19 protein-coding genes are annotated in these 18,299 nt (G+C 61.1%); 17 read left to right on the top strand and 2 right to left on the bottom strand.

The genetic code is table 11. From position 1 onward, the window contains the following. The first annotated feature begins 7 nt into the window (after positions 1-7). The 9 genes from CLU90_RS11385 to CLU90_RS11345 all read left to right on the top strand — a co-directional run bounded on the left by CLU90_RS11385 (position 8) and on the right by CLU90_RS11345 (position 9,760). Complete coding sequence (locus tag CLU90_RS11385) at positions 8-691, top strand: phosphoribosylanthranilate isomerase (RefSeq protein WP_092710609.1); 684 nt, start codon at positions 8-10, stop codon at positions 689-691. Beyond that, a complete protein-coding gene (gene trpB, locus CLU90_RS11380; RefSeq protein WP_034750528.1) occupies positions 684-1,934 on the top strand; it encodes a tryptophan synthase subunit beta in 1,251 nt (416 codons plus the stop codon). The genes CLU90_RS11385 and trpB overlap by 8 nt, the downstream gene beginning before the upstream one ends. A 99-nt stretch (positions 1,935-2,033) precedes the next feature. After that, entirely contained in the window at positions 2,034-2,831 is a 798-nt protein-coding gene (trpA, locus tag CLU90_RS11375; protein WP_092710606.1) for a tryptophan synthase subunit alpha, read from the top strand. A gap of 198 nt (positions 2,832-3,029) precedes the next feature. Beyond that, on the top strand, positions 3,030-3,902 hold the full coding sequence (gene accD / locus CLU90_RS11370) for an acetyl-CoA carboxylase, carboxyltransferase subunit beta (RefSeq protein WP_086136250.1): 873 nt from the start codon (positions 3,030-3,032) through the stop codon (positions 3,900-3,902). Between the two features lie 134 nt (positions 3,903-4,036). Beyond that, positions 4,037-5,335, top strand: a complete 1,299-nt coding sequence (folC, locus tag CLU90_RS11365) for a bifunctional tetrahydrofolate synthase/dihydrofolate synthase (RefSeq protein WP_092710603.1) — start codon at positions 4,037-4,039, stop codon at positions 5,333-5,335. 24 nt (positions 5,336-5,359) lie between these two features. Beyond that, positions 5,360-6,340 carry an SPOR domain-containing protein gene (locus CLU90_RS11360; protein ID WP_100427958.1) on the top strand — a complete coding sequence of 327 codons (981 nt, stop codon included), beginning with the start codon at positions 5,360-5,362 and terminating at the stop codon, positions 6,338-6,340. Positions 6,341-6,360: 20 nt separating this feature from the next. Next, positions 6,361-6,849 (top strand): CvpA family protein, encoded by a 489-nt coding sequence (locus CLU90_RS11355; protein ID WP_100427957.1) that lies wholly within the window; start codon positions 6,361-6,363, stop codon positions 6,847-6,849. Between the two features lie 38 nt (positions 6,850-6,887). After that, positions 6,888-8,411, top strand: coding sequence for an amidophosphoribosyltransferase (gene purF, locus CLU90_RS11350; protein ID WP_092710597.1), 1,524 nt, complete (start codon positions 6,888-6,890; stop codon positions 8,409-8,411). Between the two features lie 107 nt (positions 8,412-8,518). After that, positions 8,519-9,760 carry a cystathionine gamma-synthase family protein gene (locus CLU90_RS11345; RefSeq protein WP_092710594.1) on the top strand — a complete coding sequence of 414 codons (1,242 nt, stop codon included), beginning with the start codon at positions 8,519-8,521 and terminating at the stop codon, positions 9,758-9,760. Between the two features lie 70 nt (positions 9,761-9,830). On the opposite strand, the gene lexA is transcribed toward CLU90_RS11345, so the two are convergent. After that, positions 9,831-10,466, bottom strand: coding sequence for a transcriptional repressor LexA (gene lexA, locus CLU90_RS11340; RefSeq protein WP_034750502.1), 636 nt, complete (start codon positions 10,464-10,466; stop codon positions 9,831-9,833). A gap of 265 nt (positions 10,467-10,731) precedes the next feature. On the opposite strand from lexA, the gene rpsF reads away from it, so the two are divergent. The 7 genes from rpsF (at position 10,732) to CLU90_RS11305 (ending at position 15,532) form a co-directional block, all read left to right on the top strand. Then, positions 10,732-11,118, top strand: coding sequence for a 30S ribosomal protein S6 (gene rpsF / locus CLU90_RS11335; RefSeq protein ID WP_010400028.1), 387 nt, complete (start codon positions 10,732-10,734; stop codon positions 11,116-11,118). Between the two features lie 20 nt (positions 11,119-11,138). Continuing rightward, positions 11,139-11,438 (top strand): primosomal replication protein N, encoded by a 300-nt coding sequence (gene priB, locus CLU90_RS11330; RefSeq protein WP_092710591.1) that lies wholly within the window; start codon positions 11,139-11,141, stop codon positions 11,436-11,438. Between the two features lie 25 nt (positions 11,439-11,463). After that, on the top strand, positions 11,464-11,754 hold the full coding sequence (gene rpsR / locus CLU90_RS11325) for a 30S ribosomal protein S18 (protein ID WP_010400024.1): 291 nt from the start codon (positions 11,464-11,466) through the stop codon (positions 11,752-11,754). A 27-nt stretch (positions 11,755-11,781) separates the two neighbouring features. Continuing rightward, positions 11,782-12,237 carry a 50S ribosomal protein L9 gene (rplI, locus tag CLU90_RS11320; protein WP_034783456.1) on the top strand — a complete coding sequence of 152 codons (456 nt, stop codon included), beginning with the start codon at positions 11,782-11,784 and terminating at the stop codon, positions 12,235-12,237. 135 nt (positions 12,238-12,372) lie between these two features. Next, a complete protein-coding gene (locus CLU90_RS11315) occupies positions 12,373-13,758 on the top strand; it encodes a replicative DNA helicase (protein WP_034750488.1) in 1,386 nt (461 codons plus the stop codon). A 94-nt stretch (positions 13,759-13,852) separates the two neighbouring features. Then, positions 13,853-14,479 (top strand): DUF47 domain-containing protein, encoded by a 627-nt coding sequence (locus CLU90_RS11310; RefSeq protein WP_010400015.1) that lies wholly within the window; start codon positions 13,853-13,855, stop codon positions 14,477-14,479. Between the two features lie 39 nt (positions 14,480-14,518). After that, positions 14,519-15,532 carry an inorganic phosphate transporter gene (locus CLU90_RS11305; protein WP_092710588.1) on the top strand — a complete coding sequence of 338 codons (1,014 nt, stop codon included), beginning with the start codon at positions 14,519-14,521 and terminating at the stop codon, positions 15,530-15,532. 46 nt (positions 15,533-15,578) lie between these two features. Here the strand turns inward: CLU90_RS11305 and CLU90_RS11300 are convergent, their stop codons facing one another. After that, the gene (locus CLU90_RS11300) at positions 15,579-16,475 is read right to left on the bottom strand and encodes an MBL fold metallo-hydrolase (protein WP_100427956.1); all 897 of its coding nucleotides are present in this window, start codon (positions 16,473-16,475) and stop codon (positions 15,579-15,581) included. A gap of 198 nt (positions 16,476-16,673) precedes the next feature. Here CLU90_RS11300 and CLU90_RS11295 point away from each other — a divergent pair, with 198 nt between their 5' ends. Then, the gene (locus tag CLU90_RS11295) at positions 16,674-18,296 is read left to right on the top strand and encodes a GAF and HD-GYP domain-containing protein (protein ID WP_092711303.1); all 1,623 of its coding nucleotides are present in this window, start codon (positions 16,674-16,676) and stop codon (positions 18,294-18,296) included. Positions 18,297-18,299: the final 3 nt, after the last annotated feature.

The raw sequence follows: 18,299 nt of genomic DNA, 5'->3' as shown, positions 1-18,299 counted from the left end.
AAAAGCCATGCCACGCACACGCATCAAGATCTGCGGCCTGACCCGCGCCGAAGATATCCAGGCCGTCGTGGCGGCGGGCGCCGACGCCATCGGTTTCGTGTTTTATCCGAAAAGCCCCCGCTACGTGACGCCCGAACAGGCGGCTGCCCTGATCGCCGCCGTGCCGCCCTATGTGACGGCGGTAGGCCTGTTCGTCAACGCCAGCGTGGAAGAAATACAGGCGACCAGGGCCGTTGCGCCCTTGTCCCTGCTGCAATTTCATGGCGACGAGACGCCCGAGCACAGCGCGGCGCTGGCCGCGGCCGTGAATATGCCGTTTACGCAAGTGTTCAGGGTGAAACCTGACACCAGCTTTGAAGATTTGCTAGAATACGAACAGCGCTATCGCGCCGCCAGTCCCTTGTTTGCCAGCCTCTTGCTGGATACCTATGTGGATGCGTATGGCGGTGCAGGAAAGGTATTCGATTGGTCCCTCATTCCAGAAGAACTCGCGCCTCGGGTCGTTTTAAGTGGTGGCTTGAGCGTACAAAACGCGACTGACGCAGTGGTGCGCGTGCGCCCTTACGCCGTCGACATCAGCAGTGGTGTCGAAGCGTCCAAGGGCATCAAGGACGCATCCCGTGTCCGCGCGTTCATCGCCGCGGTGCAGGATGCCGATGCCATCATTGCCAGAGGAAACAACCATGAATGACCACACCACAGCGCCCGGCGCAGCCGCCGCATTGTTCCACGCCACCGATTATCCGTTTCCCGACCTGCGCGGCCACTTCGGCCCCTACGGCGGCTCCTTTGTCGCCGAGACGCTCACGCACGCGCTGGCCGAGCTGAAAGACGCCTACGCCCGTTACAGCGCCGACCCTGAATTCCTTGAAGAGTTCCGCTACGAGCTGAAACATTTTGTTGGCCGCCCATCGCCGATCTACCACGCCAAGCGCTGGTCCGAGCTGGCGGGCGGTGCGCAGATCTATTTCAAGCGCGAAGACTTGAATCACACGGGCGCGCACAAGATCAATAACGTGATCGGCCAGGCCCTGCTGGCCAAGCGCATGGGCAAGCCGCGCATCATCGCCGAGACGGGCGCGGGACAGCATGGCGTGGCCACCGCTACCATCTGCGCCCGCTTCGGCCTTGAATGTGTGGTCTACATGGGCAGCGAAGACGTCAAGCGCCAGGCGCAGAACGTGTACCGCATGAAACTGCTTGGCGCCACCGTCGTGCCCGTGGAGTCCGGCTCCAAGACCTTGAAGGACGCGCTGAACGAAGCGATGCGCGACTGGGTCACGAACATCGAAAACACTTTTTACATCATCGGCACCGTGGCGGGACCACACCCGTATCCGATGATGGTGCGCGACTTCCAGTCCGTGATCGGCGAGGAATGCCTGGTGCAGATGCCGGAAATGACGGGCCGCCAGCCCGACTACGTGCTGGCCTGTATCGGCGGCGGCTCGAACGCCATGGGCATTTTTTATCCGTATATCGACCAGAAGGACGTGAAACTGATCGGCGTGGAAGCGGCCGGCGAAGGCCTGGACACGGGCAAGCATTCGGCCTCGCTGACGGCCGGCTTCCCGGGCGTGCTGCACGGCAACCGCACCTATCTGCTGCAGGATGAAAACGGCCAGATCATCGAGACGCATTCCGTCTCGGCCGGCCTCGATTATCCGGGTGTGGGTCCGGAACATGCGTGGCTGAAAGACTCGGGCCGCGCGCAATACGTGTCGATCACCGATGACGAGGCCTTGCAGGCTTTCCACGACTGCTGCCATATCGAAGGCATCATCCCGGCCCTGGAATCGTCGCACGCGCTGGCCTACGCTGCCAAGCTGGCGGCCACCTTGCCGAAAGACCAGATCGTGCTGGCCAACCTGTCGGGCCGTGGCGACAAGGACATGCATACCGTGGCGGAACGCATGGGACTCAATTTCTCCTAAGGCCTCAATAACGGCCGGGGTCGGACCCTCAGGGTCCGACCCCGGTCTTTGCTCCTGGGTTGAAATTACTTCCTCTATCCATCACCACGAAAGCTCACCATGTCCCGTATCGCCACCACCTTCGCCAATTTGAAATCGAACAACAAGACCGGCCTGGTCACCTTCATCACCGCCGGCGACCCCGGCCCCGACGCCACCGTACCCCTGATGCACGCGCTCGTCGAGGGCGGCGCCGACATTCTGGAACTGGGCGTGCCGTTTTCCGACCCCATGGCCGAAGGCCCCGTCATCCAGCGCGCGTGCGAGCGGGCCTTGAAATTCAACGTCGGCATCCACGACGTGTTCGGCTACGTGCGCCAGTTCCGTGCAACCAACCAGACGACGCCCGTGGTGCTGATGGGCTACGCGAATCCCATCGAACGCATCGGCAGCGCCGCCTTTATTGCCGCCGCACAAGCGGCCGGCGCCGACGGTGCCATCGTCGTCGACTATCCGCCGGAGGAGTGCGAGCAATTCGCGGCCGCCATGCGCGAAGCGGGCCTGGACCTGATTTTTCTCTTGGCACCGACTTCGACGGAAGAGCGCATCGCGCAAGTGGCCAAGGTTGGCGGCGGCTTCAGCTATTATGTGTCGCTCAAGGGTGTCACGGGCGCCGGCAACATTGATACGGAACAGGTGGCGGAGCGCCTCGCGGCCATCCGCCAGCATGTAAAATTACCCATCGGCGTGGGCTTCGGCATACGCGATGGCGCCACGGCCAAGGCCGTTGCCAAGGTGGCCGATGCCGTCGTCATCGGCAGCCGCATCATCCAGGAGATTGAAAATGCCCCGGAAGGCGGCGCCGTCGACGCCGTGCGCAGCTTTACGGCAGGCATCCGCGCCGCACTGGACGCCTGAGCAAGCTTGCCGTTTACGCAAGATGCGTTGGCGGCAAAGTTCGACAGCCCGGCGATAAACGGCTACACTTCGGCCACTGATTTGCCTGTAATTGTGCAATAGATAAAATTTCTGGTGGCGCCCTATGGGGGCGTCGCCGTTTACCGTCTGCCGGGGGCGTCCACCGACGCTACCCCTACAAGGGCCCAAGGAGAAAATATGAGTTGGTTGGAAAAACTGCTGCCACCGCGCATCCAGCGTTCTGATGCTGCCGCGCGCAAGACCATGCCGGAAGGCCTGTGGGTCAAGTGCCCGTCGTGCGAAGCCGTGCTGTACCGTACGGACCTGGAATCGAATCTGCACGTGTGCCCGAAATGCGATCACCACATGCGCATCCGCGCGCGTGAACGCCTCGACAGCCTGCTCGACGCGGGCGGCCGTTATGAAATCGGCCAGGAAATCCTGCCCGTCGATACCTTGAAATTCAAGGACAGCAAGAAATACCCAGACCGCCTGAAATCCGCCATGGAAGCGACGGGCGAGACGGATGCGATGGTCGTCATGGGCGGCGCCATCATGAGCCTGCCGGTGGTCGTGGCCTGCTTCGAATTCGAATTCATGGGCGGCTCCATGGGCTCCGTCGTGGGCGAGCGCTTCGTGCGCGGCGCGCAAATCGCGCTGGAACAGAAAGTGCCGTTCATTTGCATCACCGCCACCGGTGGCGCGCGCATGCAGGAAGGCTTGCTGTCGCTGATGCAGATGGCGAAAACCACGGCCATGCTGACCAAGCTGTCGGAAAAGAAATTGCCATTCATCAGCGTGCTGACCGACCCGACCATGGGCGGCGTGTCCGCCTCGTTCGCCTTCATGGGCGACGTGGTGATCGCCGAACCGAAAGCGCTGATCGGCTTTGCCGGCCCGCGCGTGATTGAAAACACCGTGCGCGAAAAACTGCCGGAAGGCTTCCAGCGCGCCGAGTTCCTCGTCACCAAGGGCGCCGTCGACATGATCGTCGACCGCCGCCAGATGCGCGAAGAAATCGCCCGCCTGCTGGCCTTGTTGCAAAACCAGGCTGTGGAAGTCCTGGCTTGATTGTATTGAATGGAATAATGTCCATTTACCCGAACCCATGAACCGCTGGGGTCGGACCCTGAGGGTCCGACCCCAGATGTTGTTTAGGGTTGCCTGTTTCTCTGCCTCGCGCATCCTTACACAAGAAGTCTCCCATGCAAAACCTCCCCACCACCTTGCCGGACTGGCTTGCCATGCTGGAAACCCGCCATTCGGAAACCCAGATCAACATGGGCCTGGACCGCGTGCAAGCCGTCAAGGCGCGCATGCAGCTGGCGTTTGCTTGCCCCGTGATCATGGTGGCGGGCACGAATGGCAAGGGTTCCACCTGCGCCATGCTGGAATCCGTACTGTTGCGTGCAGGCTACAAAGTGGGGCTGTACATCAAGCCGCATTTTCTCGATTTTAACGAGCGCGCCCGCGTGCTGGGCGAGATGGCCAGCGATGAGCAGATCGTCGCCAGCTTCAACGCCGTCGAAGCCGTGCGCGGCGATACGCCGCTGACGTATTTCGAATTCACCACCCTGGCGATTTTGCATCTGCTGTCGCAGGCGCAGCTGGACGTGGCCATCCTGGAAGTGGGCCTGGGCGGGCGTCTCGACGCCGTCAACGTGATCGACGCGGACGTGGCCATCGTCACCAGCGTCGATATCGACCACACGGATTACCTGGGCGACACGCGCGAAGCGATCGGCTTTGAAAAGGCAGGCATCTTCCGTCCGGGCAAGGCGGCCATCTGCAGCGACCCCGTGCCGCCCCAATCCTTGATCGATCATGCCGAGGCCATCGGCGCCGACCTGTGGCTGATGGGCCGCGACTTCAATTATTCGGGCGACAAGCAGCAGTGGAACTACGGCGGGCGCGAGCAGCGCCGCAATTCGCTCGCGTATCCAAGCTTGCGCGGCGCCAACCAGATCCTCAATGCGACGGCCGTGCTGGCCGCGCTGGAGGTGCTGAAGCTGAAACTGCCCGTGGGCGCGCAGGAAGTGCGCACGGGCCTCGTGACGGTGGAACTGCCGGGCCGCTTCCAGGTCCTGCCTGGCCGTCCCAGCGTAATCCTCGACGTGGCGCACAATCCGCATGCGGCGTCGGCGCTGAACCAGAACCTCGGCAACATGGGTTTCCACCCGTACACCTATGCCGTGTTCGGTTCCATGCAGGACAAGGATATCGATGGCGTACTGGCCGCGATGCGCGAACACGTCGACCACTGGTGCCTGACGGGCCTGCCTTCGCCGCGCGCGGCCACGGCTTCCGAGCTGGCCGCCAAGGTGCAGATCATGCTCGAAGACAAGCCCGACAGCAGCGAACATACTGTGTCTATTTTCGATGATCCGGCACAAGCTTTTGCAAATGCAATGAGCCGGGCCGGTGAGAATGATAGAATTGTGGTCTTTGGTTCTTTCCTCACCGTTGCCGGCGTGATGAAGGCCCGAAAATCCTCACTTCACTGAAACGCACTCGACTGAAAATCACGCATGGGCTTGTTCTCGAAACTGTTTAAAAACAAGCAAGAATCCTCTGGCGAAGACAGCGGCTTTTATGTCCCTGGCGAAGCACAGTCGCCGACCCGCAAGCGCGCCGCCAACACGGCCGGTGGCGGCGGATCGCGCCGTGGCGGCAAGGAAGCGCCGGACCCGGTCTTGCCTGAAAAAAAGCGCGCACGCCGCCGCCTGGTCGGGGCCATCGCCCTGGCCCTGGGCGTCGCTGTCGGCCTGCCGATGCTGCTCGACTCCGAGCCGAAGGCGCCCTTCAACGATATCGCCATCGACATTCCGTCGAAGGAAAAGGCTGCGCCTGCGCCGGCGCCCGTGCCGGCGGCCCCTGCCAGGGCTGCGGCGAATGGCCTGGACCAGTCCGAGGAAATCGTCGATGCGCCGCTGCCGGCCGCGGCCAAGCCGACTCCCGCACCGGCGCCCGTGCTGGCCGCCGCCCAGCCCGCACCAGTCAAGCCTGCCTATGTGGAGCCGAAACCGGAGCCCAAGCCTGAGCCCAAGCCGGTCAAGGTGGAGCCGAAACCGGAACCGAAGCACGAAAGCAAGCCCGAGCCGAAACACGAGGCCAAGCCCGAACCCAAGCCTGAGCCCAAGCATGAAGTAAAACCGGAAGCCAAGCCCGAGCCGAAGCCTGCCAAGCCGGCGCAATCGGCCGACGATGCCGCGCGCGCGCTGGCGATTCTGGAAGGCAAGCCGCAAGAGAAAGCGCAGGACAAGGCGCACGACGCCGGCGGCGGCAAGTTCGTGGTGCAGGTGGCGGCCCTGGCCACGCAGGACAAGGTCGATGAATTGCAGGACAAGCTGCGCGACGCGGGCATCAAGTCGTACACGCAAAAGGTGTCCAGCCCGGCGGGCGAGCGCATCCGCGTGCGCGTGGGGCCGTTCGGCAGCCGCGAAGACGCTGAAAAGACCCGCGCCAAGCTGCAAAAGCTGGGCCTGGGCGGCAGCCTGGTACCGGCGTGATGTTGCAAGGCTGAATCGGCGTGACGATCTTCGATTACCTAGTGCTGTTCGTGCTGGTGACGTCCGTGCTGATCAGCATGATGCGTGGCCTAGTCAAGGAAATACTGTCCCTGATCAGCTGGATCGTGGCCTTCGTCATTGCCAACGCGTATGGCGCCACCCTGGCGAAATTCCTGCCGGAAGCCGTGCCGGGCGAAGCCATCCGTTTGCTGCTGGCCTTCGTCGTGCTGTTCATCGGCGTGCGCATTTTGATGGGATTGCTGTCCATGACGGTCGACGCGCTCGTCAAGGTGACGGGCCTGAGCCTGGCCGACCGCACCCTGGGCACCCTGTTCGGCGTGGCGCGGGGCCTTGTGATCGTGCTGACCGCCGTCATCTTGTGTGGCATGACGTCCATACCGCAGCAGCCATTCTGGAAAAACGCGCAGTTCAGCCCGCTCGCGGAGCAGGGCGCGCGCGCCATCAAGCCTTATCTGCCTGCCGCTTACGCGCAGCATGTGAAATTTTGAATTTTTTTAAAATCAGTAGCACAGTTTAGGAGCACACCATGTGTGGCATCGTCGGCGTCGTTTCCCATCAACCTGTCAATCAATTGCTCTATGATGCATTGTTGCTCCTGCAACATCGCGGTCAGGACGCGGCAGGGATTGCGACCAATCACAGCAGTATGTTTTCCATGCACAAAGCCAACGGCCTCGTGCGTGACGTCTTCCGCACGCGTAACATGCGTTCGCTGCAAGGCAACTCGGGTATCGGCCACTGCCGTTATCCGACGGCCGGATCGTCGAGCGAAGAGGAAGCACAACCGTTCTATGTGAATGCGCCGTTCGGCATCACCCTGGCGCACAATGGCAACCTGACCAACTGGGAACAGTTGAAACAGGAAATGTTCAAGAACGACCGCCGCCACATCAATACCGATTCCGATTCGGAAGTGCTGCTCAATGTGCTCGCGCATGAAATCCAGGAAGCGACGACGGGCCTGAACCTGGACCCGGAAGCCATCTTCAAGGCCGTTACCGTGCTGAACCGCCGCGTCAAGGGTGGCTATGCCGCCGTCGCGCAAATCGCCGGCGTGGGCTTGCTGGCCTTCCGCGATCCGCACGGCATCCGTCCGCTGTGCCTGGGCATCAATGAAACGGAGCAAGGTCCCGAATACCTGATCGCTTCCGAATCCGTGGCCCTGGAAGGCATGGGTTTCCGCTTCGTGCGCGACATCGGTCCCGGCGAAGCCGTGTTCATCGACGCCGACAAGCAATTGCACAGCGCCCAGTGCGCCGACAACGCCAGCCTGAACCCGTGCGTGTTCGAATTCGTCTACCTGGCCCGTCCCGACTCCGTCATCGACGGCGCTTCCGTGTACGCCACGCGCCTGAAAATGGGCGAATACCTGGCCGAGAAGATCCGCGCCGAATTGCCGGGCGTGCATATCGACGTGGTCATGCCGATTCCCGATTCCTCGCGTCCGGCCGCCATCCAGCTGGCCATGGCGCTGAACATCGAGTACCGCGAAGGCTTCATCAAGAACCGCTACATCGGCCGCACCTTCATCATGCCGGGCCAGGCGGCGCGCAAGAAATCCGTGCGCCAGAAGCTCAACGCGATCCCGTCCGAGTTCAAGGACAAAGTCGTGCTGCTGGTCGACGATTCCATCGTGCGCGGCACCACCAGCCGTGAAATCGTGCAGATGGCGCGTGAAGCCGGTGCGACGAAGGTCATCTTCGCTTCGGCCGCGCCACCGGTGATCTACCCGAACGTGTACGGCATCGACATGCCGACGCGCGACGAGCTGATCGCCTACGGCCGCACGACGGAAGAGGTGTGCCGCGAAATCACGGCCGATTACCTGGTCTACCAGGATATCGGCGCGCTGAAGCAGGCCATCGCCGACGTCAACCCGGCCCTGACGAACTTCGAGGCTTCGTGCTTCGATGGCGTCTACGTGACGGGCGACGTGTCGCAGGAATACCTGGACCGCCTGGAATATGCGCGCCACCATCCGAAGGCGGCAGCGCCCGAAGATACGCCACGTTCCCAACTGAACCTGAACCTGGCGACAACGGAAGCATAAGTACCTGCCCGGCCGATGCCGGGCTTTTTTTGGGGTCGGACCTTCAGGTCTGACCCCAGCACTTGCCTTGGGTTAAGCGGCAAGACGAGTATTTTGGAACTTCCACCATGACCACCAAAAAAAACTACGGCTTCACCACCACCATCCTGCATAACGACCGCCGCAAGGGCATCGAGCACGGCTCCTTGCACAAGCCCGTGCATACCTCCGTTGCCTTTGGCTACGCCGATGCGCGCCAGCTGGCGTCCGTGTTCCAAGGCAAGGAAGCGGGCTTCCGCTACGGCCGCCAGGGTAACCCGACCGTTTCCGCGCTGGAAGACAAGGTCAACCAGATGGAAGACGGCGTGGCGACCCTGTGCTTCTCCACCGGCATGGGTGCCATCGGCGCCGTGGTGCAATCGTTGCTGCGCGCGGGCGACCATGTCGTGTCGTCGGCCTTCTTGTTTGGCAACACCAACAGCCTGTGGCAAACGGTGACGGGGCAGGGTATCGGCGTGTCCTTCGTCGACGCCACGGACGTGGCCAACGTGGCGGCCGCCATCACGCCGGCCACGCGCATCGTGTTCGTGGAAACCATCGCCAATCCGCGCACGCAGATCGCCGACCTGAAGAAAATCGGCGACCTGTGCCGCGAAAAAGGCATCTTGTACATCGTCGACAACACGATGACGACGCCATATCTGTTCCGCCCGAAAGCCGTGGGCGCGGGCCTGGTGGTCAATGCCTTGACGAAATCGATCGGCGGCCACGGCAATGCCCTGGGCGGCAGCTTGACGGACACGGGCGTGTTCGACTGGACGCAATATCCGAATATCTTTGAGAATTACAAAAAGGCGGCGCCCGCGCAATGGGGCATCGCGCAAATCCGTGCCAAGGCCTTGCGCGACTTCGGCGCCTCGCTGGGGCCGGAGGCGGCGCACCATATCGCCGTCGGCGCGGAAACCATGGCCTTGCGCATGGACCGCACTTGCTCGAACGCCCTGGCGCTGGCCACCATGCTGGCCGCCGACCCGAGAGTGGCGGCCGTGCATTACCCGGGCCTGGCGTCGCACCCGCAGCACGCGCTGGCGACGGACTTGTTCCGCAGCTATGGCTCGCTGTTCAGCTTTGAGCTGAAAGACGGCATCGACTGCTTCGATTTCCTCAACCGTTTGAACTTGGCCATTCCAGCGAGCAACCTCGGCGACACGCGCACCCTCGTCATTCCCGTCGCCCACACGATTTTCTACGAGATGGGGGCCGAGCGTCGCGCCAGCATGGGTATCGCCGAATCCCTGATCCGCGTGTCGGTGGGCATCGAAGATGAGGCCGATCTGCTCGAGGATTTCAGCAATGCGCTGGACGCATAAGCAGCCGCGCATAATGTAAAAAAGGGCCGCGACAGTCATGCTGTCGCGGCCCTTTTTTTACGCTAAAAGCTTAATGCCAGCTGCGCATGAGTCCTACCGCCAAGCCTTCCAGGGCGAACTCATCTTCCGGCGACACGGTAATCACCTTGAAGTCCGGGTTTTCAGGCAGCAGTTCGATGACGGAGCCCGTCTTCTTGTAGCGCTTGACGGTGACTTCGTCGCCGATGCGGGCGACGACGATCTGGCCATTCTTGGCGCTGTCGACTTTTTTCACGGCCAGCAAGTCGCCATCCATGATGCCGGCGTCGCGCATGGACCAGCCGCGCACCTTGAGCAGGAAGTCGGGCTTGGCCGAGAACAGGGCAGGGTCCACGTTGTAGCTCGCTTCCAGGTTTTCCTGCGCCAGGATGGGCGAGCCCGCAGCCACCCGGCCGATCAGGGGCAGCGACATCAGCAGCGCTGCCGGCACTTTCGACGGCGGCGCTTCGGCGGCCGCGCCGATCAGGCGGATGCCGCGCGAGGTGCCGGGCGAAATCTCGATCGCGCCCTTGCGGGCCAGGGCCTGCAAATGCTCTTCGGCCGCGTTGGCCGATTTGAAACCCAGTTCATTGGCGATTTCGGCACGGGTGGGAGGAAAACCCGTGTTTTCAATCGCGTCCTTGATCAGGTTCAGGATTTGTTCTTGTCGTGCTGTCAGCTTGATCATGAGCGGTGGGTGCATACTAAAATGCTGTCTATATGAACAGTCTGTATTTTTGTACAGTATCGCGCACTATGCAAGGGGATTTCGGCCTTTTTGCGTGATTTTGAAAGAAATACTGCTATCCGGGCAAGAAAGGGGCGGCTTGGCGGGCGCGGCGCAAGCAATGATTGAATAGTTTGCGAAAGGCGGTTATAATCTTCGGCTGACCTTCCCACACCCGTCTTGACGCCGGGGTGGGCGATTATCAATCCGACCTGAAGGAGTTTGCATGCGTCATTATGAAATAGTCTTTATCGTCCATCCGGACCAAAGCGAGCAAGTGCCCGCGATGATCGAACGCTACAAAGCCAGCGTAACCACCCGCGGCGGTTCGGTTCACCGCGTGGAAGATTGGGGCCGCCGTCAAATGGCTTACTCGATCCAAAAGCTGCCTAAAGCACACTACATCTGCCTGAACATCGAATGCGACAACGAGACCCTGGTCGAGTTGGAAACAGCATTCAAATTCAATGATGCCGTGTTGCGTCACCTGACCGTTAAAATGAAGAAAGCTGAAACAGCTCCTTCGCCGATGATGAAATCGGTACAACGCGAAGACGCGGCCAAAAGCCACCGCACCGAAGCACCAGCAGCCGCTCCAGCCGCAGCCGCTTAATTTTTGACCAGGATCGTGCGCTGAACCAGCTACAAGTTACCGCCATCATTGCCGAGCGCGAAATATTGCGCTACACCCCGGCAGGGCTGCCGATTGTGAATGCAGTATTGCAACACAGTTCGCAGCAGATGGAAGCAGGGATTGCCCGTTTGACCGAGTTTGATGTTGCCGCGCTAGCCGCTGGCGAAATCTCAGGCCGGTTCAGTCAGGCAAGCTTGGGCGGGATCTATCAGTTCACGGGTTTCCTGGCCAGAAAAAGCCGCAACAGCAAGAGTTTGGTGTTTCACATCATTGATTTTAGTGCAGTCATTCCCGACTAGCGCATTTTAGATACAGGAGCCTGACATGGCATTCGGTAAAAAGTTCGACAAAAATAAGCTCAAGCTTAAAGAAAAACGCAAACAGCAAAACCCATTGTTCAAACGTAAGAAGTTCTGCCGCTTCACGGCAGCTCACGTTGAGCAAGTCGACTACAAAGACGTCGACACGCTGAAAGACTTCGTCCAGGAAAACGGCAAGATCATGCCAGCACGCCTGACCGGTACCAAAGCGCACTACCAGCGCCAAGTCGACACCGCAATCAAGCGCGCTCGCTTCCTCGCGCTGCTGCCATACACCGATCTGCACCACGCTTAATCGGTCAGATATTCCTGGAGAAGAACTATGCAAATCATTCTGTTAGAAAAAGTTGTTAACGTCGGTAACCTCGGCGAAGTCGTCAAAGTCAAAGACGGTTACGCACGTAACTTCCTGATCCCGCAACGCCTGGCACGTCGTGCTACGGCAACCGCTGTGGCTGAATTCGAAGTCAAGCGCGCTGAACTGGAAAAAGCTGCTGCCGCCAAACTGGCCGCATCGCAAGCCCAGGGCGAAAAACTGAGCGGCCTGACCGTTCAAGTTGCTCAAAAAGCTGGCGTCGATGGCCGTCTGTTCGGTTCCGTCACCAACTTCGACATCGCTGAAGCGCTGACCAAGCAAGGTTTTGCTGTTGAAAAAGCACAAATCCGCATGCCTACCGGCCCGCTGAAGATCGTTGGCGAGCACAACGTTTCGGTTGCTCTGCACACCGACGTGGTCGTGGAAGTTGTTATCGCTGTCGTTCCAGACGCGAACGCGTAATTGTCTGCGGGCCTGGCCCGCAAGCATTGCCGCACTATGAAAAGCCGGGTTCGCCCGGCTTTTTTGTGGCCTTTTTTTCGCTCAATTTCAGCCCTTTATTTTTGCCAGCACGCCGAAGCGGGTATAATTCGCGCCATGAACGCCCCCTCTGATCCGCAACTGGATTCCCTCCGTATTCCGCCGCATTCGATCGAAGCAGAACAATCCGTCATCGGTGGTCTGCTGCGCGACAATGCCGCGTATGACCGCATCGCCGACTTCATGCATGCGGAGGATTTCTATCGCTATGACCATCGCATCATCTTCGAGCAAATCGTCAAGATGGTTAACGCTTCCAAGCCAGCCGATGTCATTACTGTTTTTGAAACCCTGACCCAGCTCGGCAAGGCCGATGACGTGGGTGGACTCGCTTACCTGAACGCCATGGCGCAAAACACGCCATCGGCCGCGAATATCCGGCGTTACGCCGAGATCGTGCGCGACCGCGGCGTGCTGCGCAAGCTCATCACCGTCGCCGACGATATCTCCGGCACGGCCTTCAGCCCGCAAGGCAAGGAAGTCAAGCAGATGCTTGACGAGGCCGAATCGAAGATTTTCGCCATCGCCGAAGAAGGCGCGCGCGGCGCTCAGGGCTGGACCGCCATCCAGCCCCTGCTGACGCAGGTGGTCGAGCGCATCGACGAGCTGTACAGCCGCGACAACCAGAGTGAAATCACGGGCGTGCCCACCGGTTTCATCGACCTCGACCGCATGACCTCCGGTCTGCAGCCGGGCGACCTGGTGATCGTGGCGGGCCGTCCTTCGATGGGCAAGACGGCGTTTTCCGTCAACATCGGCGAAAACGTGGCCATCGACAGCGGCTTGCCCGTGGCCGTGTTCTCGATGGAGATGGGCGGCGCCCAGCTGGCCATGCGTATGCTCGGCTCCGTCGGACAGCTCGACCAGCACCGTTTGCGTACTGGCCGCCTGAACGACGAAGACTGGCCGCGCCTGACGAATGCGATCCAGAAGATGAACGACGCGCAGTTGTACATCGATGAAACGCCCGCGCTCAATTCCATCGAATTGCGCGCCCGCTCGCGCCGCTTGTCGCGTCAATGCGGCAAGCTGGGCCTGATCATCGTCGATTACTTGCAACTGATGTCGGCCAATACGCCGGGCGACAACCGCGCCACGGAAATTTCCGAGATTTCGCGGGGCTTGAAAGGCCTGGCGAAAGAACTCGGATGCCCCGTGATCGCGCTGTCCCAGCTGAACCGCTCGCTGGAGCAACGCCCGAACAAACGTCCTGTCATGTCCGACTTGCGCGAATCGGGCGCTATCGAGCAGGATGCCGACGTGATCCTGTTCATTTACCGCGACGAGGTGTATAACCCCGACTCGCCCGACAAGGGAACGGCCGAGATCATCATCGGTAAACAGCGTAACGGTCCAATCGGCAGCATCCGCCTCACCTTCATGGGGCAGTACACCAAATTTGGCAATTACAGTGGTGGCCTGGCGCTTTACCAAGGCGACTAAGACTCAGCAGCACTGGCAATTCCATCGGCCGCCCCCGACAACGGGGCGGCTTTCTGTAGTAAATAACACGACTCAATGCTTAACGGAGAATGACATGTTTGGACGCTTGATGCCCACTGAGGGCAAGTTTTTTGAATTGTTTAACCAGCACGCGGAACTGTGCGTCAAGGGCGCCAAAGAGATGCTCGGCCTGATGACCAATTTCGACGACCTGGAAAACCGCGTGCATGCGATCGAAAGCATCGAGAAACAGGCGGACAAAGTCACCTACGCCACCGTGGAAATGCTGCACAAGACCTTCATCACGCCGATCGACCGCGATGACATCCATCAGCTGATCACGCGCCAGGACGACATCCTCGACCTGCTGGAAGATGCGGCGCAAACCGTCTCGCTGTACGACCTGAAAGCCGTTACGCCGGAAGCCAAGCGCCTGGCCGAACTGGTGCTGGCCTGTACCGAAAAAGTGCGCGACGCCGTGGCCATGCTGCACAACATGGACAACTCGCGCAAGATCGTCGCCATCTGCGAAGAGATCGACCGCCTGGAATCGGATGCCGACCACGTGATGCGCGCCGCCATGTCCAAGCTGTTCCGCGACGAACCGGACGTGCGCAACCTGATCAAGCTGAAAGCGATCTACGAAATTCTGGAAACCGTGACCGACCGTTGCGAAGACGTGTCCAATATTATCGAAGGCATCATCGTCGAAAACGCGTAAGCGTTGGGCCTGTCCTGAACCAGAATCAGAAAAGAAACTATAATGACCATACAAATCAGCATCTATGTGCTAGGCCTGTTGATCGTCCTGGCGCTGCTGTTTGACTTCATGAACGGCTTCCACGATGCCGCCAACGCGATTGCCACGGTGGTCTCGACGGGCGTATTGAAACCGCAGACCGCCGTTGCCATGGCTGCCACGTTCAACTTCGTCGCCATCTTCGTGTTCCACCAGCTGACCGTGGCCGCCACAGTGGGAAAAGGCACCATCGATCCGGCCGTGATCGACCAGTACGTGATCTTCGGCGCGCTGATGGGCGCCATCTTCTGGAATTTGTTTACCTGGTACTACGGCATTCCCTCGTCGTCCTCGCACGCCCTGATCGGCGGCCTGGTGGGCGCGGCCGTCGCCAAGTCCGGTACGGGCGCGCTGGTCGCGGCCGGCCTGTGGAAGACCGTCGCCTTCATCGTCATCGCTCCCGTGCTGGGCTTTGTCTTCGGCTCGATCATGATGCTGATCGTGTCGTGGATTTTTGTCCGATCGACGCCGCGCAAGGTCGATAAATGGTTCCGCCGCTTGCAACTGGCATCGGCGGCCGCCTACAGCCTGGGCCACGGCGGCAACGACGCGCAAAAAACCATCGGCATCATCTGGATGCTGCTGATCGCCGCCGGTTATTCGAACGCAGCGGACCAGATGCCGCCGATGTGGGTCATCATCTCGTGCTACACGGCCATCAGCTTCGGCACGCTGTTCGGCGGCTGGCGCATCGTCAAGACCATGGGCCAGAAGATCACCAAGCTCAAACCGGTCGGCGGCTTCTGCGCCGAAACGGGCGGCGCGATCACCCTGTTCGTCTCGACGGCGCTGGGCATTCCCGTGTCGACCACGCATACCATCACGGGCGCCATCGTCGGCGTCGGCTCGTCGCAAAAAATGTCGGCCGTCCGTTGGGGCGTGGCGGGCAATATCGTCTGGGCCTGGATCTTCACGATTCCCGCCTCCGCGTTCGTCGCGGCAGTCGCCTGGTGGATCGGCCACCATATAATGTAATGGATAGCCGACGCCAGTAAAAAGGGAGCCTTGCGGCTCCCTTTTTTTATGCGCCGGCCAGTTCCACCGTCAGTCCCTCGCAGGCGAGGAATACTTGCAAGCCGTCGAGCCGGCTGCTGTAACGCCCCATCACGTCGGCAAAGACGGCTTCGAGCTGCTCGTCGCTGCGCGTCGGTTCGTGGTGGGTGCAGTACAGGCGCCGCGCACCGCAGCGCAGGGCCAGGTCGAAGGCGGCGTCGAAGGTGCCGTGGCCCCAGCCCTGCTTGCCCGGGTATTCTTCGCGCGTGTACGAGCAATCCATGATCAGCGCGTCGACGCCGGCGACGAGCGCGTCGATGCCGGCCTGGCGCTGCGCATTGCGCGCCGCGCACGCCGCGTGTTCGGTGTGGCCGGGTGGATGCAGGTTGTAGAACGGTTCATGGTCGCCGCTGAAAAACAGCGAGGCGCCGGCGCAGTCGATGCGGTAGCCGAGGTTGACGACGGGATGGTTCATTTCCGCGCCGCGCACGCGCGCGCCGCCCACGTCGACGGCTTCGCCGGGCGCCAGGGTGCGGTACTCGATGCTGGCCGCCATGGCCGCTTCGCTGACGGGAAAATAACTGCCTTGCAGCTGCACCGCCATCACGTGCTCGATGCCGCGCCCGTTAATGCCGTCAAAGGCGCCATGCAGGCGCATGCGGTTGCCGGCCACGAACAGGGGCGAAAACATGGGCAAGCCGTGGATGTGGTCCCAGTGGCTGTGCGTGATGAAGACGTGCGCATCGACGGGCTGGCCGGGCGGCAGCTGCTGCGCCAGCGAAAAGATGCCGCTGCCCGCATCGAGGATGATCAGGCTGTCGTTATCGGTGCGCACTTCGATGCATGTGGTGTTGCCGCCATAGCGCGCCGTGCGCGGGCCGGGGGAGGGGATGGAGCCGCGCACGCCCCTGAACGTGAATTTCATTCAGTACCTTGTTACGGTGTAATTATTGTTGATTCTATTCTAATTAATGAGATTGGCGGCAACATTTATGTGTGTTGCGATACGGAAAGTTATTTCATTTTGTTGTGAGTAAGTAATGTACAGTGCGCGGGACGGCCGTTACACTGGCGCTTGCCGACTTCCCCTTTTTTGCTTGCCCATTACCTGATTGTCACCAATATGCCTCAGTTGCACCCTGAGAAAATCGCCCACAGACTGGAGCAATTGACCGAACTCAGCGTCGCGCTCGGCCACGGCCTGGGCGGCGAGGGACACGATATCGGCGCGCTGTTGCAGCGCATTGTGCTGCTGGCAAAAAGCATGAGCGGCGCCGACGGCGCCACCCTGTACCGGCCCGTGCTCGAGGGCCGCCAGCTGGCGTTCGATATCAGCGTCAACGACAGCCTGGGCATTGCGCAGGGCGCGGACATGGGCTTGCCGGGCGTGCCCCTGTTCGATGGCGCGGACCAGCCGAATCTGGCGTCCGTGGCCGCGTATGCGGCGAACATGCGCCGCAGCGTGAACATCGCCGACGTCTACCGCGACGAGGCCTTCAACTTTTCCGGCATGCGCGAGTTCGACCGCCACCACGGCTACCACACGCAATCGATCCTGACGGTGCCCATGAGCGACCATGAGGGCGACCTGATCGGCGTGCTGCAGCTGGTCAATGCCAAGGATGGCGAGACGGGCCAGGTGCGCGCCTTTTCCTCCACCGACCAGCGCTTCATCGAGGCGCTGGCCGCGCAGGCGGGCGTGGCGCTGACGAATCAGCTGCTCATTTCGCAGCTGGAAGAGCTGCTCGAATCGCTCGTGACCCTGATCAATATCGGCATCGATGAAAAGTCGCCCTACACGGGGCGGCACTGCCAGTTCGTGCCCGAGCTGACGATGCTGCTGGCCGACGCCGCGCACGCCACGCAAACGGGGCCGCTGGCCGATTTCCGGCTCAGCGACAACGAGCGCAAGCAGCTGTGGCTGGCCGGTCTGCTGCACGACTGCGGCAAGATCACCACGCCCGTGCACGTGGTCGACAAGGCCACCAAGCTGGAAACCATTTTCGACCGCATCGCCCTGATCGACACGCGCTACGAAGTGCTGCTGCGCGACGCCGAGATCGCGGCCCTGCGCCAGCAGGCGGCGCAGCCGCAGCAAAAAGAGGCCATCGCGCGCGCGCTGGAGCAGGAGCGGGCGGCGCTGCGCGAAGAACGCGACTTCATCCGCACGGTCAATATCGGCGGCGAAAGCATGGCGCAGGCCGACCAGGAACGCGTGCGGCAGATCGCCAGGCGCCGCTGGCGCGCGGCCGACGGCGAACTGCGCGACTTTCTCGACGCCGACGAGACGGAAAACCTGACCATCCGCGCCGGCACCCTGACGGCGGCCGAGCGCGCCATCGTCAACAACCATATCAGCGTGTCGATCCGCATGCTCGAAGCGCTGCCGTGGCCCAAGCACCTGCAGAAGGTGCCCGAATACGCGGGCGGCCACCACGAGCGCATGGATGGCAAGGGCTATCCGCGCGGGCTGACGAAAGAGCAGATGTCGGTGCCGGCGCGGCTGATGGCGATCGCCGACATTTTCGAGGCGCTGACGGCGCGCGACCGGCCCTACAAAAAGGGCAAGTCGCTGTCCGAATCCTTGCGCATCCTCGGCAATTTCAGCCTGAACGGGCATATCGACCCGGAGCTGTTCGACGTTTTTATCCGCAGCAAAGTCTATCTGACCTTCGCTGAAAAGCACATGCATCCGAGCCAGATCGATGCCGTCGACGAGGCGGCCATTCCGGGCTATACCCCTTGAAGC

Origin of the sequence: Janthinobacterium sp. 67, from assembly GCF_002797895.1 — a bacterium.
Classification (GTDB): Bacteria; Pseudomonadota; Gammaproteobacteria; order Burkholderiales; family Burkholderiaceae_D; genus Janthinobacterium.
The sequence above is the reverse complement of the archived record's forward strand: the minus strand, read 5'-3'. Positions and strand labels throughout refer to the sequence as shown.